Genomic DNA, 16,657 nt, shown 5'->3' with positions numbered 1-16,657 from the left:
GTGCCTCTTTACTCCGCAAGAGAGGCTAAATTCGCTTGAATATATAAAGCGCACTCCAGCCGTTTCTTTTGCAATTCACAGCCGACTTCATAGGGAGCGCGGATATCACCATGGAACAAATCAGCGTTGGCGTGACAACCGCCGCTGCAGTAAAAGCGTGCCCAACACTCACGGCATGCTGGCTTGGTCAACACATGACTGGAACGGAAATGGGCGCTCAGTTCATGAGCCTTTAGCCCTTCAAACACATTACCCATTTGATAGTTTTCCCGGCCAACGAATTGATGGCAAGGATACAAGTCTCCATCAGGGGTAACAGCGAAGTACTCGTGGCCGGCGCCGCAACCAGCCAGACGCTTTGCGACACAGGGACCATTGTTAATATCTAAATTAAAATGAAAGAACTCATAGCCATTACCATTTAGCTTGCGGCTCAGAAAATCGTCTGCAAGCTTTTCATATTCCGCAAACAAGACAGGCAAATGCTCTTCTGTCAACGCATAGGCCGCTTCTTTCGCCACAACTGGCTCCACAGATAGACGCTTAAAGCCGAGATCAGCCATTGCCGCCACATCTGCCGCAAAATCGGGGTTATAGGCAGTGAACGTGCCGCGCAGGTAATAATTCTGTCCATCGCGGGAATCCACCAGTTTCTTGGCGTTAGCTACGATTTCATCAAAGCTGCCGCTGCCATCCACGCAAGGCCGCATCCGGTCATGCGTTTCTTTACGACCATCGAGGCTCAGTACCATGGCAATGTTGTTAGCATTGAGATAATCGATGATTTCTTGGTCAAGCAGCGTGGCATTTGTCGTCAAAGTCAAATTGAACTTTTTTCCGGTTTCCTGTTCCCGTTGTCTGACATAAGCGACGACTTCCTTGACCGTATCCATTGCTAACAACGGTTCACCACCAAAGAAGTCCAGCTCGGCGTTCCGCCTTTTGCCGCCGTGCTCGATAAGAAAATCTACTGCTTTTTTACCGATTTCCGGTGTCATCAATCCCCGGCTATGGCCAAAGTCGCCTGTCCCGGCAAAGCAATACTCGCAACGCAGGTTGCAGTCATGGGCCACATGCAGGCACAAAGATTTCACAATCGGTTTAGCCGCAAACACAGGCGGCTCATCAATATCAGGCGCGAACAGCAGCTCTTGCTCGATCAGTCCATGCAGTTCAGCTAACGCTTCCTGCAGTTCAGCCTGATCATATTTTTCACCGAGAACGGCCAGAACCTGTTCATCGTTCTTGCCATCAAAAATCTGCATGATCGCATAAACCATTTCATCGATGGTATGAACCGCACCACTGTTGACATCCAATAGGATGTACATTCCATTTTGTGCAAATAGATGTATTTTCATACGTAAATCTTCCCTCTTTTTTCTATTTAATTGAGAAAACGGGGTTACGCTAACCGCAGAGTACGCAGAGTACGCGGAGGATCAACGGAGGGTTACGGTTGATATTTATAAACACAAATCCGTTCCCTCTGTGTACTCTGCGGTAAAACGCAGCCTCGCTCTTTGTCGAATACTTATTCTTATTAGTAGCTCAAAAAAGAAGCCTCTCCGCCGTCGGCGAGAGGCTTCTTTAGAAACTTACTTCTGGCAAGCTTGGTTGGCTACCGTGCAGCTCGTTTTGCAAGCTGATTGGCAAGATGTCTGGCATTCGCCGCAACCGCCGGTATGTACGGATTTTTGCAGTGATGCAGTATTGATTGTTTTAATGTGCTTAGCCATTGTTTTCCCTCCCAACAGATGAATCCAAGGTATGTATATCATTATTATTGTAGCTGTTTTTGCCTAGAGAATCAATACCCAAAACCGCCTTCTCTGAAGGACAAAACACATCAGAGAAGATCGCCACGGGCAAAAGCCCTCGCGATAACACTGCAAAGTATGGATTTTGAGATTTAGCTATACAATCTTCTCTGTTCAAATTCTCTGCACGCGATCCCAGCTTCTTCGGCCCAGTTCCCGATGGCGTTCAGAAAGGTCGAGATGTTGTTACCTATGAGACAGGTTGCAAAAAATGAAGCACTGGGTTTGATAGCATCACTAGGCAGCCCCGAAAATCCAGCAGTGCCGCGTACGATACGGGTACGCAAGCAATGGATTTTCGGGTCTGATTGCGCAACTCTTGGCGCTTTAGCGCCTTTCACCGCTCTGGGCCGTCCATGGCCTTCGCGGTACCTGGACTTCCTGTCCAATGAAGTTGGCGGCATACCCTTTACGGGTGCAACGCAGATTGGCCTTTATCAACGCCCGGAATGAAGCACCAACCGTACTGGTAAGTTCGACGCCCCCGGCGGACTAAACGTCAACCACAATGATTGGTCGGCTTCGTACTTGCCAATGATGGAAAGCGAAGTAGACGTACCTTCGCCCATCACCAGCGTATCAGCAGGTGTAGCTACCGGCGGTTGAGTAACATGGCGGTATTTAACTCCCATCGCACCGGCATACAGTCCACCGCGCGGATTTATATAGTAGGAAGCTAATCCCGAGTCCCCGGTAATGAACATCCGATAAACAACTCCGTAATTGCCATAGTTTAAGGATGGTAACCCGGTCGTCGCATCAACGCCAACAGCATAAGGGTCAAGTTTGTTATCTGCCAGAGTGATGGCAGCAGGTCCGTCTTCAGCCGGATTATAGGGACGTAACGGCAGCACCATACGGTCCATGCCTGGGAAAGTTCCCCGCAGTCGATCTTTGTCAGTTGGCAAAACTGGCAAAGTGCGGGCCGCAAAGCCAGCATGACTTTTTACCGGTAGCATCATCGTCTTTACTTTAACTGGATAGTTAGCGGTAAAGTCGTAAATACCATTCACCAGCATATTCGGTTTGACGACCAGCTTGTCTAACTCAGCATCAAGTAAGGCAAAGCCCTTGGCTGGCACAGATACGGTATAAAGCTCGCTGCCCGTCAAATAACGGGTTTGCGCATCTTTACCGACTCTCAGGTAGTCGAGATCAGGTCCGGCGAAGCCATAACGATATACAATGACTTCAGCAGCCTGATTGCCTTCATTTTCAAGCACGACAACAACCTTCTTATCGACAGTTGTTCCATTGACATGGTGAAAGAACAGGCGAGCCGTTCCTTGCACAGTATCTTGATAAAGGATGCCGTCAGCAGGTGCAATCTCCGGACTATCAGACAGCAGCAGCGTTCCGCCATATGTAGAAATCGTCACAGGCCATTCCGGCAAAGTGCGAATTTGTTCAGGAGCCAGCTCTGCAGCCATAACAGACGCGGGAATTAATGCAGAGACAACGAGTGCAGCGAGTAAATGCTTTAGTTTTTTCATAGACCCTCCCCAAAAATGATACCACTAGTATAACAACATCTCTGTTTTATGTAAACATTCGCTATCCAGGTAAATAATTCCTTACCTAATAATGAAGAACACAGAACGGTTCCACGGAGTACACGGAGGATACACGGAGGTCACAGAGGCGAAGAGGATATTATGCCAGCTTTGCTGGCTCAAACATTGTAACCTCCGTGCCCTCATCGTCACCACTCCGTGCCTCCGTGGAATGGTACCTCAGCTCTTCTCTAATTCACCAGCTAACTAATTGCGCACGCAATAATCTAAGCCTAAATTCCAACATGCCAAACTTAGGGCGTGGCACACTGACCCGCTTCCAGCGATAGGGCGGATCATCGGCAAAATTCAGTCCAGCAATACCGGTGCAAGCACCGCTATAACCGGCCTGCTGTAGCAAAGGAAATAAAGAGGGATCAAATTGACCAAATGGATATGCCAAAAATTCCACCGGCTTACCTAGCTGGCCCTCTAGCAGGACTTTTGATTGCACGATTTCCTCTTGCTTCTGCGCATCAGTGACTTGACTCAAAGCAGCATGACTAACTGTATGAGAGCCGATTTCAACACCGCGGCGCAGCAGTTCAGTGGCCTGATCCCAGTTGAGATAATCAGGCTGGCCTACACTGCCGGCAATAATGAACACTGTCGCCTTCATTCCATAATTTTCCAAGATCGGTAAGGCGGTCAATAAATTATCGGCATAACCGTCATCAAACGTAATGACAATTGGCTTAGGCGGCAGCGTCTTGCTGCCAGAAAATGCATCAGCCATCTCGGCCATCGAGATGGCTGTGTAACCATGCTGTTGGAGAAATTGCATCTGCTCGCTAAACTGTTGTGGACTGACACTGTATCTTTCCCCATCTTCACGAACCCTATGGTAAGCGAGGATGGAAACTCCGTCAATCGGGCGAAGCAACCAGCCTATCAGCAACGCAAGAGCAAACAGCACCAGTAGACTACGTTTCACTGTTATCCCCCGCTTTAATTTCTATGGCAATTTCTTCAAGTTTGCGCAATCGGTGATTAATGCCTGACTTGCCTAGTTTTCCACGAGATACGTCGACCAATTCCTGCAAAGTAGCTTCAGGAAACTCTAGCCTTAGCTTAGCCGTTTCCCGCAAAGCGTTCGGCAAATTATCAATCCCGACCGTTTGATCAATAAGACGGATTGCATCAAGCTGGCGACCTGCGGCGTTAACAGTTTTCTGCAAATTAGCAGTTTCGCAGTTGACCAAGCGATTCACTTGGTTTCGCATATCCTTGACAACCCGCACATTTTCAAATTTCATTACTGCCTGATATGCGCCAACCAGGCCAAGAAAGGCGCTAATAGCGTCACCATCTTTCAGGTATACGACAGAATCATGCTTGCGCTCTGTTATGCCAGCTGGCAAATGCTGCGCTCTCAAGAGCTTATATAAGGTTTTCGCAAAAGTCTCATTCGCTGTTACCAGTTCCAGGTGATAATCTCCCTCAGGCTTATTCACCGAGCCACCGCCTAGGAAAGCGCCGCGCAGATATGCCCGCCGACAGCAAGGCTTCCGTAGTAAAGCTGAATCATCGCCAGCCCAGCCACCGCCCGCCAGGATACCAAGCGAAGTCAATAGTTCTGCCACTGCTGGTGAGGGAATGATCCGAATTTTATAGGTGTTGCGCTTCTGTAGCCTGCGTGCCCTAGTAACCACAACCTCAGCAGCCACAGAAAATTCCTGCCGAATCAGAGTAAGAGCCTTGCGAGCGACTGCCGCATTTTCGGTAGAAAAGCTCAGACCAGGCACGCCTGAGCCTATGATCAGCAAAGTTCCACCCATACGCAATAAAGCTGTCAGCTCTGCTGTGCTGCAGCATTTACCATCGTCTAGTATTCGCGCCAATTCATTGCGAACCTCAATGGAAAAGGACAATCCTCATCACCTCTGACGCCCTTCTTCTTCCTGCAAATAGTAATCTAACAGTCGAACGCGTTCAGACTTTCCGCCCAACTTGACTACCATATCCATGATCGTGTGGGACAGCCGCTCAGGATCATGTCTCACTAAATCAGTCTCATTAATAATATTTGCCTTGACTGCTCTAACGCCTAATGCTTCAATCGCCTCAATGTCTGCTTCGACGGGAACGGCGCCTTGAGTGGCATATCTATCCCGCAACACAGGTGCTACGGTTTGCGCATTAACAACCACATAATCGATCACACCAGGCCCGACATGATCGAGAATTGCCTTCACATGCCGTGAAGCACTATAGCCGTCAGTTTCTCCCGGCTGGGTCATCACATTGCATATATAGATTTTGACTGCCTTGGTTCGTCTAAGCTCGTCAGCGATTCCCCTAACCAGCAAATTCGGCAAAACGCTCGTATACAGACTGCCTGGCCCGAGAATACAGGCATCTGCTTCACGGATTGCCGCCACTGCGCTAGGAACTGGCAAAACATCTTCAGGCAATATCCCCACATGGTCAATGCATTTGCCACAGAGCGGAATGTTGGATTCACCTTCGATTACGCTGCCGTCACACATAGTGGCCGAAAGACGGATCGCCTCGGTTGTGGCAGGCAAAACCTGACCACGGACAGCCAGTACCTTGCTTGATGCTTGGAGAGCCAGTTCGACATCGCCTTGTACTTCATTCATCGCCGCAATGAACAAATTGCCAAAGTTGTGGCCAGCTAAGCCGCCATTGCCGCCGAAGCGGTGTTCAAACAGTTTTTCCATCATCGGTTCAGTATCAGCCAACGCGACCAAACAGCGTCGCAAATCGCCTGGTGGAATCATGCCAAGATCACTGCGAATACGTCCGGACGAGCCGCCATCGTCGCCAACCGTGACAATAGCCGTAATATTATCTGTTGCCTTTTTGATCCCTCTGAGCAACACCGAAAGCCCCGTACCACCGCCGAGGACAACAACCGACGGCCCCCGATTTAGCCGACGTTTTTCGTAAATCAGGTTAATTAGGCCATTTGATCCTTCCGGCAGCAGCACGCTAATAATCGAAAGAATCAACTTTCGCGTTGCATAAGCCATCGTGACAACGCCAGCGGTGACAATGCCCATGCCGACGAGGATCATTCCTGTTGACAGGTATTGCCCAGTGAGGCGATAAACCCAAAGAAAAATGGCATTTTCCAACATGCCGATATATTGATAATTAAAAACAATTGCTAATCCGAGGCTGAAGAGCAAAACTCCCAGCGCAAACAGAAGCAGCCAACGCTTCAGATTCATGCCCGGAGCTAGCCACTTAAAATGCGGCCGCATACTACACCTCAGTCAAGTTATGCTTAATATCCCGGTGTTCGAGGTTGACCTTGTAGCCTTTGGCTTTAAGATTCGTATATATCTGCTCTGCCACAAACACCGATCGGTGCATGCCGCCAGTGCAGCCAATTGCAATAACCAATTGACTCTTCCCTTCTTTAACGAAGTTCGGCGCTAGAAAATCCAACAAGCTCTGCAGCTTCTCGAGAAATTGTTGGGTAATCGGCCATTTCCAAATATATTCGCGTACTGGCGCTTCCTGTCCGCTATGACGACGCAGCGATTCAACATAAAACGGATTGGGTAAAAATCGAACATCAAATACCATGTCTGCATCAAGCGGTATCCCATGTTTAAAACCGAAGGAAACCACATTAATCGTCATTCGTTCTTGCGTAGAATCATCGACAAACAGAGCCGTAATTTTGTCTTTCAATTGAGTGGTTGACATATCCGAGGTATCAATAATGTGATTAGCACGGCCCCGAATTCTCTCCAAGCGTTCCCGCTCCAGGCAAATTCCTTCACTCACACGTCCATCGGGCGCCATTGGATGGCGGCGGCGGGTTTCTTTATAGCGACGAATCAACGTTTCATCAGATGCTTCGAGGAACAATATTTCATAGAAGTAGCCCAATTTTTCCATGTCTTCAAGAACTTGTACCAGCATATCAAAAAACTCGCCGCCGCGAATGTCGACAACCAGAGCGATGCGGTTAACGCGTCCGCCAGACTGGGAACATATCTCTGCAAATTTTGGTATCAGCGTTGGCGGCAAATTGTCAACGCAAAAATAGCCCAAATCCTCAAGTGAGCGCATAACCTGGGTCTTTCCTGCTCCCGACATGCCGGTTACAATGACTAAACGGAATGGTTCCATCGCTGTACCTCCTATGAGACCGTTGCAAAACCTCCATCTGCGTTGTCACGACTACGTTTGCTTGCTTGCGTACCTTTTGTACGCGGCGCGGCGCAAGCCTCGCTGTTCCTAGCAACTGGAACTTTTTCAACTAGTCTCTTGTTTTTTAAGGAAGTCTGTTGCTTCTGCAACAGACTCTTATACTGTAATTACCCGACCCCGTCGCGTTAAATGATCACTAAGCTTCTGCCGAGAGGTGTTAAGAACCTGATCAGCTTCAATTCCGTTCTTTGCCAGCAGAGGAACGGCAGCGCCGAAATCGCCAACATGGGTCGCGAAGTGGCTGTCAGTTCCCAACATGACCTTCGCGCCATACTGCTTAGCCAAACCGGCGATCGTATCACAGAATGGTAAACTGCCTTTACGGCTTACGGTCAACGAACTGTTATTAATCTCCAAAGCCACATCAAACTCGACCGCAGCCTTGACAATGACCGAAAAATCCACCGGATACTCTGGGTTGCCCGGATGTACGATAGCATCCACCCACGGATTCCGAATAGCGTTCACTAGCATCTGGGTATTTTCTTCCACTGATCCATAGGGTGCGCAATAGGTATGCAGTCCCGCGAGAACAATATCTAACTTGGCCAGCCGTTGGTCTTCCAGATCCAGCGTACCCTGCCGATCCAAAATATTCGCTTCGACTCCCTTGAGCACACGAACGCCAAACAGCGTCTCTGGAATGACTGCCAAATTACCAAAATAGTAGGCATGCGGCCCACCAGGCATTTGTGGGCCGTGATCAGTCAGGGCGATCACCTCCAAGCCCTGTTCAGCAGCAGCACGGACATTTTCAGTCACCGTACTGTACGCATGACCGCTAGCTACAGAATGTACATGAAGGTCAGCAATAAATTGCATATAAGCACTCTCCCTTCATAATCCATTATAGGCCAGAACCGCCAAAAAAGCAAAATGGTGGCGCTGATAAGGGCCCATCTGCAACGCGCACGGATGCGCTAGTGTCGAGCGTGCCATGGATGGCATAGACGGTCGACCGACGCGCGCGGATGCGCTAGTGCCGAATGCGCCAAGATGGCATAGCATTCGGCCGTCACTGCACCACCTGCAACCCTGCAAATCTTAAACCATCTCATAAACAAAGAAACCCCTGCCACAATTAGCAGAGTTTCTTTGTACAGGATATGTTCATTTTGACCGATTGCCATACCATGTTAAATAATCTCCTGCGTCTCCGGATCAAAATAATGGGCCGCAAGAAGATCAAATCCCACCTTATGCCGTTGCAACACACGAACGTCACTGTTTCCTTTGAACCGCGCAATGAGATTATCATCACCTAGGGAAAAGTAAACATTGGTCTCTATGCCAAGCGGCTCGACCACATCGATCATCACATCAGTTGACCAGAACGGAAACTCTTCAATAAAAGCGGATTCATCATGGATATATTCAGGACGAATTCCCAAAATAACGTCTTGTCCGATACGCATTTTAAGCGCCTCTTGGTGAGCGGGGGCTGGCTGCAGCCGGGTGGATGAATTTACCAGCCAGAGGAAGCCGTCTTCAGATACAACCCGGACTCTTAGAAAATTCATTGCAGGCGAGCCGATAAAACTGGCGACGAACAAGTTTTTGGGGTGATGATACAAATTCATCGGTTTGTCAACTTGTTGAATGTAGCCGTCTTTCATAACAACAATACGGTTTCCCATGGTCATGGCTTCTGTTTGATCATGGGTAACATAAACAATAGTTGTTTGTAGCCGTTGATGCAATTTGGAAAGTTCTGCGCGCATTTGCACCCGCAATTTCGCATCCAAATTAGACAAAGGTTCATCCATCAAGAATACCTTAGGTTCGCGAACAATTGCCCTGCCAAGGGCAACGCGCTGACGCTGACCGCCAGAAAGCGCTCTTGGTTTTCGCTCTAGCAGGTGTTCGATGCTTAGAATCTTAGCCGCCTCTTGGACCCGCCTCTCAATCTCAGCTTTCGGAAACTTGCGCAGTTGCAACCCAAAGGCCATGTTATCATAAACACTCATGTGAGGATATAACGCATAGTTTTGAAAAACCATCGCGATATCCCGATCTTTGGATGGAATATCATTGACCAATCTATCGCCAATAAATATCTCTCCGTCAGTGATATCCTCAAGACCGGCAATCATGCGCAGGGTAGTTGTTTTCCCGCAACCGGAGGGACCAACAAGTACAAGAAATTCTTTATCTTGAATCTCAAGATCAAAGTTATGCACTACTGTATTGTTACCAAACTTTTTCACTAAGTTTCGTAAGGCTAACCCGGCCATGATGTCCTCCTCCCACTCTTGTTGTGTAGAGTCATTCTTCTGCCCTCAATCCAGCTCGTAACGTTCCTTCCAACTCAACTGTCATACTGTCTACAGTCGAGTTCTCAGTAACTTTGACAATAGCATAATCTGAAAGTGTAATCACACAGTGCCACACGCCCTTATTAATACAGACGGGAGCGTCAAGAACAAAAGCCGCTAATTCATGTGGTTTCTGGGGTTCTGCCACAACGAGCAAGCAAACACCCTGAACTGGTTCAAATGTTTCCATGGTATTCGGGTGACAGCTGATCTTCTGGATTACCCGAGCGCTTACCTTCATCATCGCGACCCGCCATCCGACTGGAGTTTCTTCCGTTACCTGCACTTGAAACGGCTGTGGGTCGGAACGGTTGAGCCGAAAGATAACTCCGAAGCGTGAGAAATGTTCTTCGAGCAATGGTTGAATTAGTATCACGGTTTCACTCTCCATACCCACTTATGCTCGCGAGTCTTTTTGGGGTATTAGGCTAGCCGATTCCTCGTCCAGATACAAGGTCCAATTGGGATGTGTCTTCAGAATCGTCGCTGGGATAATATTGGTAGGATCGTTCTCTAAAGTCTGCCTGATTGCTTCCGCTTTGATCCGATGAGGTACGCAAGATAAGATAATCTTGCTTTTTAGAATTTGCCTCACGGTCATTGTGATCGCCTGTTCCGGCACGGAATCGATGGAGGGAAACCAGCCTTCACGCACCTGCTGTTGTTTGCAACGTTCATCCAAGGTTACTACTTTGTAGGCTTCTTCTGTGGAGAAATCGGCTGGCGGATCATTAAATGCGATGTGTGCATTTTCACCAATGCCAACTAGTGCGATGTCAATCGGCGCTTTCGTGATATCGTCTGTTAATTTTTGGATCTCCCGTGCAACGTTTCCTTCACCGCAAACGAAATAAGCCTTTCCCAAAGACACTTTAGAAGCAAATCTGTCTTTCAAGTATTTCCTAAAGCTGGCAGGGCACGTCTCCGGCAAGCCGACGTACTCATCAAGATGAAACATTTCAACCTTTTCCCAGGGAACATCTGTAGTCACTAGATACTTAAATGTTTCAAATTGGGAGGCGCCGGTTGATAATAGCAATCTCGCACAGCCTTTTTCAGCGATCGCACGCTGAATCGCCGTGGCGGTGAAAGCTGCTGCTTGTCTGCCAAGTTCATCTGCGTCTTTCCAAATGCAAAGTTTCATCGTACACACCTCTCTATCTTCACTATATCTACTGTTATTCGTTCTTGTAAACAGTGTTTCCGGCTGTAACTGTCTCGCAAATTTGAAGTGTCCCCCCGGGGCCATCATCCAGCCAACGATAGAGAAAAAAGTCAGCGCAGTTATTTATATCGATCGAGCCCCCATCCTTGCTTCCCAACAACTGTGCCGGCCTTGTTGCTGCCATTTCGATGGCTTCCGCAATGGACGCTACACCCATATTAACCAAGTTCTGAACACAAGTATCCAATAACATGGCAGCCCCAGAAAGAATGTCAGGAGTGGCTTTCAGGTGGAGGCGCCCGTTCGATTCCAAGACCACTTTAACGTGATGGTGGGTCGTGTACTCTCCTGATGGCATGCCAGCAAGATAGGAGGCGTCACTGACTAAAATCGCTTTATCCCGTTTTGCCTGCATCATGACTTTTAGAGTTGACGCCGGCAAATGAAACCCATCCCCAATCAGTCCGGCCCATAGCTGATCATTGGCCAGTTGTGACCAGATGTAATTAGGATGTCGCTTGATATATGGGTGCGCTCCATTCCCCAGGTGAGTGGACATACTGGCACCAGCCTTGACTGCCGCCAAAATTTGAGCCTCGTTCGCGGCGGTATGGCCTAAGGCCGCAATAACGCCGGATTTGCTAAGCTCCTTGATGAAATCAATAGCACCCGGCCGCTCAGGAGCAAGAGTGACCATAACTACTCTGCCTTTTGCCGCCTCTTGCCAATCCAGGAATTCCTGCCAATCGGGGTCGCGCGTCCATTCCGAATTATGCGCGCCGCGAGGTCCTGCTTCCGCAGAGATGAATGGTCCTTCCACATGAATACCCAAAACTGCATGATTAACTAATGAATTCTGCTCACAAGCCACCGTTATTGCCCGAATACTTCTGAGGATACTGTCTTTTGTTGCTGTTGTTACGGTGGGGCAGAAGCGGGTTACCCCGTGACTATGCAAGATGCGAACTACATTTTCGACCGTTTCGGGCGCTGCGTCTGGCCCGTTAAAGTTGAATCCGCCTGCCCCGTTTACCTGTACGTCGATCAACCCCGGAGCGATCCAGGGTTCCGTATCGGAACAAGGCTTGATGTCAGCAATGACCCCATCTCGCACCGTCACGGCGATGGACTGCCCTGTTCTCCAATGGCGCCCCTGCCACTGTTGGGACATTATTACCACCTCATCCTGATTAGTATCAGGGGGAACTCCAAGGCCCCCCCTGACAAATCGGCTTATCTGACGTTTTTGTCCGCCTTGGCGATGACATTTTCCAGGTTAGCAATAAATGTGTTTAAATCTTGTTTGCCTAAGAGATATTCTTGCAGCAGCTTCGTCGTTTCGACCGAAATTTTCGGCAGATCTTTGTAAAAGGGATTTGGTTTGGATATTTGGACTAAATTGTAGATATGCGTCTTCCAATCCGCATCAATTTTGTTAAAGTGAATTTTAAGTACCGGGAGTTTACCCCATTGGGTTCCAGCTCCGGCCTGTACATCAGACATCAAACCCTGCTGGATAAACTTGAGTGCAAGCTCTTGATTGGGAGAGGCTTTCGGAACGATGATCCCAGCGGAGAATCCGTACGAACCATTTTTCTTTGCGCCTGGCATCGAAATCAGAGTCAAATTTTCTTTGCCGACGGTTGGTGCTGCTTCAGCTACGTGAGCAGCACTTTGCAACAGCATGGGCACTTGTCCGGCGTTAAAGTTGTTTCTGCCTGCGTCCTTGTTAGTGAAGGTGTCAATGGAGAAGGTACCGTCTTCAACGCCCTTGCGCCAAATTTGGAATATCTCCCGCATTTCCGGGGTGTCAAAGGTATTCGTTTTACCGTCAGCTTTATAGAAGCTGCCGCGTGCAGCCTGTTCAACAGAGTTTAGAACGCTGTATGCATTAGGTCCCCATTGGATAGTCATGCCATGACGAACTACCTTGTCCCCTTCCCGCTTGGTCATCTTTTTAGCGAACTCATATACTTCTTGCCAAGTTTTTGGCTCGAGGATCTTCCCATTCGCATCGACTAGACCTGCTTCAACGAAGTGCTTTTTATTTGCATTGATATCATAGGCCTCTAGACCAATCGGAAGCGCGAACTGAATTCCATCAACGGCGCAAAACTCTAAGGTCTTGCCAACAAAATTTTCTTTGGCTGTAGGACCTTCAAAGAATTTTGTTTTATTGAAATCGATGATTAAGTCTTTTGCCAGGAATTGGGCCGCAGTCGAAGCGCCATCAACGAGCACGACATCGACATCTGATTTGTTCTGGCTCCATTGCAGAGCGAAGTTAGATAGAACCTGCCGATCCGCATATGGCTGAATCTTTACTTCAATGCCTGGGTTATTTGCCATAAAATTATCAGCACTCTTTTTCAGATACAGCTTATCAACCATCCATGCCTCGGCGCCAACGCGGATAACCTTGGCGCTGGTTCCAGCATTGCTGGATGGTTTGGATGAGCATCCGGCCAAAATTAAACCTGCTGCAAATGCAATCAAAATAGCCAAAACGACGAGCTTTTTACCTGACATAATAATGGGTCCCCACCTTTCATTTTTCTTGAAAATGATATGCCACAAACAGAAACTCCAGAAATTACTAACCCTTGACAGCTCCTTGTGTAATCCCTTCGACAAGACGTTTTTGAAAGATGATAAATATAGTGATTGGCGGCAGCATGGTAAGGATAATAACGGCTGCCAGGGTACCGAAATCCCACACCTCCCCTTTCATTAGTGTCAGCCCGACCGAAAGCGGCATTGCTTCTTGGTCGGTGGCCAAAGTTCGCGCCAAGGTGTATTCACCCCAAATCGAGTTAAACGACATGATTAGAACGGTGATCAAGCCGTTTTTAGCCATAGGCAGCATGATATTCCACCATGTCCGGAAAACACCGCAACCGTCGATTTCGGCAGCTTCCTCAATTTCCTTAGGAATGGAAACAAATGAAGCCCTCATGATAAATATCGCAAACGGGAGTACTACCGCGATGTTGGGGAGAATTAGCCCCAAATTGGTGTTCAGCAAGCCTGCTGCATTTTCCATAAGAAACATGGGAATTAAACAGACTGCCAACGGTATCGTAATGGTCATCAGCATGGCGGATAATAGCAGTTGTCTGCCCTTGAACGGAAGCTTAGCAAACGCGTAGCCCGCCATCGAACTAAGCACAAGCACTAAGGATACAGATGTCAAGGTGATAATAATGCTGTTGAGAAAGTAATCGGCAAAATGCCCCTTTTCTCCAATCTGTGTATAGTTATCCAATATCCATTGCTGAGGCAAAAATTTCTGCGGAACCCAAAAAATTTCCGGAGTAGGCTTAAATGAGTTGAAAAATACGTATACGAACGGCGTAATAAATATGATGCAAACAAAGATGAGAACCAGGTGAATTGTAAGCCTAGTCGCTGAAAATTTTCCTTTCATCTGTGCACCTCCTATTGCCAGTATGGCAGGCGGATTATTCGGTTTCTTCCTTTGTACGGTTGTATAGGTAGTTCGCGGCGGACAGCGTCATAGCGATCGCCCCTAAAATGTATGCCATCGCCGAGGCATAACCCATATCGAAGTAGGTAAACGCCGTATAATATACATGCTGATACAGCACTAGCGTGCTTTCACCTGGCCCGCCCGCTGTCATAACCATTGGTTCGATGAATACCTTAACGCCGTGAAGAATCGCCCAAATACCTGTCAGAATAAAGGTCTCGCGCAGATTTGGCAAGATAATATAGAAGACTTTCTTAAGACCGCTGGCGCCATCCACTTCAGCCGCCTCCAAGATGTCTGTAGGAATTGACTGCAATCCACCGAGGAACAAGATGGTTTCAAAGCCAATCGTCGCCCATAACCCCACGCCAATGAGGCTCCCCATCGCGGTAAACCCTTCGTTAAGCCATTGATGAGTCAGCATCTTCAAACCAAGGACTTCACCGAGGATATGATTAAGCAGCCCGTAATTTGGCTGCAATATCCAGAGAAAGGCAAGGGCGGACAAGGAAAGCGGCACAACGATGGGAACAAAGATAGCCGTTCGGTAGAAATTATTGAAGCGAATCTTTTGAAATAGCAGCAACGCTAGCGCGAGGGAAATTAACAGAATAATCAACACATAGAAGAAGGCGAAAATGAACGTATTCCCGAGAGAAACTAAAAAGGTATGATCATTAAACGCCTCTATGTAATTACCCAATCCGATGAATTGGGGTTCCTTATCGTATACAAAATTATATTTATGCAGACTTATGTACAGAGAATAGGCAAGCGGATAAAACATGAAGGAGAACACGAACAAAACGGCAGGAAGAACAAACAAGAAACCAGCAATTTTCTTCTTTCGGCGATGCCATGGTGTTAGCTTTGACCCATGAATACCTGGCTGAGGAGTCGCGAGTGCGGGATTCGTCTCCATATTCGTCCCTCCAATCACTTTTTAAAGACAATCTTGCCATCGACCATAGTCAAACTGACATTGATATCTTCGTCAAACAACACAATATCCGCTGCCAGACCAACCGATAAGCTCCCTGTTTTGTGAGAGATATTTAGAATCCGGGCCGGAGTCAGTGAAGCCATTTTTACAGCTTCGGTTAACGGTGCATTGGCGAGCTTGATCATATTGCGAACAAGGCTATTTGTGGTAGCGATGCTGCCGGCGAAACTGCACCGGTCAGGCAATTTCATAACGTCATCTTCGAGGATAACCTGAACCCCGGTCTTTTGCGTATACAGCGTATTTTCCTTTACGTCTGCGGCTGAAAAGCTAAGGCCGTCGGTGATCAGCGCGATCTTGTCAGAGCCTTTTAGCTTGTAGATCAATTGCAACAAGCTGGACGGCAAATGTTTGCCGTCGGCGATTACCTGCACAGTCAATTCATTAATCAAATAGCCGCTCTCGACAACCCCGGCGTAGCGGTAGGCGTTCTTACGGTGAACGATAGAACAGCCAGAGTAAAAGTGAGTAATATTTGTAAAGCCATTTTCCACCGCTCGAACTATCTCATCATAGTTGGCATTGGAGTGCGCAATGGACGCGAGGATTCCGCGTTTGCGCAATTCTCTGCCTAACTCCAAGGCGCCGTCCAGTTCTGGCGCCAAAGCCATGATGACAATACCGTCCCAGTAATCTAAGACTTTTATGTATTCAGACGGATTGGGAGTTCTCAAATGGGAAGCGCTCTGCGCCCCTCTTTCCGCTTGGGAGAAATAAGGTCCTTCCAGATGGACGCCCAATATCTTAGCTCCAATGCTATTATTTTTAGCAGCCCTAATCGCATCAATCGCTAGCAAGATATCGTCCCAGTCGGCAGCGAGGGTAGTAGGTATAATGGCGGTTGTACCAAAGGCGGCATGCGCCTGACACATCCCACAGATTGAATCGACAGACCCGTCCATGACATCATAGCCGCCGCCACCATGGACATGCATGTCGATAAAGCCTGGTGAAACGTAGTACCCTTGGGCGTCAATACAATAATCATCTGAAGAAACGGAGACATCGCCGCTTTCGACTAGCCCGAGTATCAGGCCATCTTGAATGATTATGCTTCCTCCATCAATGACGCGATGTGGTGTGATCAATTTCCCATTTTGTATTACCGTTCTCACAAATG

Annotated in this window: 17 protein-coding genes; 1 reads left to right on the top strand and 16 read right to left on the bottom strand. The window is 48.1% G+C overall.

What is annotated here, in order from left to right; translation table 11 throughout:
- Window positions 1–8 precede the first annotated feature (8 nt).
- Both scfB and scfA read right to left on the bottom strand, forming a co-directional pair.
- A complete protein-coding gene (gene scfB / locus AXX12_RS10935; RefSeq protein WP_066242230.1) occupies window positions 9–1,361 on the bottom strand; it encodes a thioether cross-link-forming SCIFF peptide maturase in 1,353 nt (450 codons plus the stop codon).
- 237 nt (window positions 1,362–1,598) lie between these two features.
- Complete coding sequence (scfA, locus tag AXX12_RS10930; protein ID WP_066242227.1) at window positions 1,599–1,739, bottom strand: six-cysteine ranthipeptide SCIFF; 141 nt, start codon at window positions 1,737–1,739, stop codon at window positions 1,599–1,601.
- A 273-nt stretch (window positions 1,740–2,012) separates the two neighbouring features.
- Between scfA and AXX12_RS10925 the strand changes: the two genes are divergently transcribed.
- Window positions 2,013–2,273, top strand: coding sequence for a hypothetical protein (locus AXX12_RS10925; protein WP_066242224.1), 261 nt, complete (start codon window positions 2,013–2,015; stop codon window positions 2,271–2,273).
- On the opposite strand, the gene AXX12_RS10920 is transcribed toward AXX12_RS10925, so the two are convergent.
- The 14 genes from AXX12_RS10920 to nagA form a co-directional block, all read right to left on the bottom strand.
- Window positions 2,258–3,313: a copper amine oxidase gene (locus AXX12_RS10920; protein WP_066242221.1), complete on the bottom strand. Its 1,056-nt coding sequence runs from the start codon at window positions 3,311–3,313 to the stop codon at window positions 2,258–2,260. The genes AXX12_RS10925 and AXX12_RS10920 overlap by 16 nt on opposite strands.
- 256 nt (window positions 3,314–3,569) lie before the next feature.
- Complete coding sequence (locus tag AXX12_RS10915; protein ID WP_066242218.1) at window positions 3,570–4,307, bottom strand: polysaccharide deacetylase family protein; 738 nt, start codon at window positions 4,305–4,307, stop codon at window positions 3,570–3,572.
- On the bottom strand, window positions 4,297–5,244 hold the full coding sequence (gene whiA / locus AXX12_RS10910) for a DNA-binding protein WhiA (RefSeq protein WP_066242215.1): 948 nt from the start codon (window positions 5,242–5,244) through the stop codon (window positions 4,297–4,299). The genes AXX12_RS10915 and whiA overlap by 11 nt, the downstream gene beginning before the upstream one ends.
- A gap of 6 nt (window positions 5,245–5,250) precedes the next feature.
- Window positions 5,251–6,603 (bottom strand): gluconeogenesis factor YvcK family protein, encoded by a 1,353-nt coding sequence (locus AXX12_RS10905; RefSeq protein WP_066242212.1) that lies wholly within the window; start codon window positions 6,601–6,603, stop codon window positions 5,251–5,253.
- Window position 6,604: 1 nt separating this feature from the next.
- Entirely contained in the window at window positions 6,605–7,483 is an 879-nt protein-coding gene (rapZ, locus tag AXX12_RS10900; RefSeq protein ID WP_066242209.1) for an RNase adapter RapZ, read from the bottom strand.
- A 177-nt stretch (window positions 7,484–7,660) separates the two neighbouring features.
- On the bottom strand, window positions 7,661–8,386 hold the full coding sequence (locus tag AXX12_RS10895; RefSeq protein WP_066242205.1) for a phosphatase: 726 nt from the start codon (window positions 8,384–8,386) through the stop codon (window positions 7,661–7,663).
- A gap of 314 nt (window positions 8,387–8,700) precedes the next feature.
- Complete coding sequence (locus AXX12_RS10885) at window positions 8,701–9,798, bottom strand: ABC transporter ATP-binding protein (protein WP_066242199.1); 1,098 nt, start codon at window positions 9,796–9,798, stop codon at window positions 8,701–8,703.
- Window positions 9,799–9,829: 31 nt separating this feature from the next.
- Window positions 9,830–10,255 carry an ureidoglycolate lyase gene (locus AXX12_RS10880; RefSeq protein WP_066242196.1) on the bottom strand — a complete coding sequence of 142 codons (426 nt, stop codon included), beginning with the start codon at window positions 10,253–10,255 and terminating at the stop codon, window positions 9,830–9,832.
- Between the two features lie 21 nt (window positions 10,256–10,276).
- Window positions 10,277–11,023, bottom strand: a complete 747-nt coding sequence (locus AXX12_RS10875; RefSeq protein ID WP_066242194.1) for a glucosamine-6-phosphate deaminase — start codon at window positions 11,021–11,023, stop codon at window positions 10,277–10,279.
- Window positions 11,024–11,057: 34 nt separating this feature from the next.
- A complete protein-coding gene (locus tag AXX12_RS10870) occupies window positions 11,058–12,215 on the bottom strand; it encodes an N-acetylglucosamine-6-phosphate deacetylase (protein WP_066242192.1) in 1,158 nt (385 codons plus the stop codon).
- Between the two features lie 62 nt (window positions 12,216–12,277).
- A complete protein-coding gene (locus tag AXX12_RS10865; protein ID WP_066242190.1) occupies window positions 12,278–13,573 on the bottom strand; it encodes an ABC transporter substrate-binding protein in 1,296 nt (431 codons plus the stop codon).
- Between the two features lie 67 nt (window positions 13,574–13,640).
- A complete protein-coding gene (locus tag AXX12_RS10860) occupies window positions 13,641–14,471 on the bottom strand; it encodes a carbohydrate ABC transporter permease (RefSeq protein ID WP_066242186.1) in 831 nt (276 codons plus the stop codon).
- A gap of 34 nt (window positions 14,472–14,505) precedes the next feature.
- Complete coding sequence (locus tag AXX12_RS10855; protein ID WP_066242183.1) at window positions 14,506–15,456, bottom strand: carbohydrate ABC transporter permease; 951 nt, start codon at window positions 15,454–15,456, stop codon at window positions 14,506–14,508.
- Between the two features lie 14 nt (window positions 15,457–15,470).
- Window positions 15,471–16,652 carry an N-acetylglucosamine-6-phosphate deacetylase gene (gene nagA / locus AXX12_RS10850; protein WP_066242180.1) on the bottom strand — a complete coding sequence of 394 codons (1,182 nt, stop codon included), beginning with the start codon at window positions 16,650–16,652 and terminating at the stop codon, window positions 15,471–15,473.
- Between the last annotated feature and the right edge of the window lie 5 nt (window positions 16,653–16,657).

Origin of the sequence: Anaerosporomusa subterranea (assembly GCF_001611555.1) — a bacterium.
GTDB lineage: Bacteria > Bacillota > Negativicutes > Sporomusales > Acetonemataceae > Anaerosporomusa > Anaerosporomusa subterranea.
The sequence above is the reverse complement of the archived record's forward strand: the minus strand, read 5'-3'. Positions and strand labels throughout refer to the sequence as shown.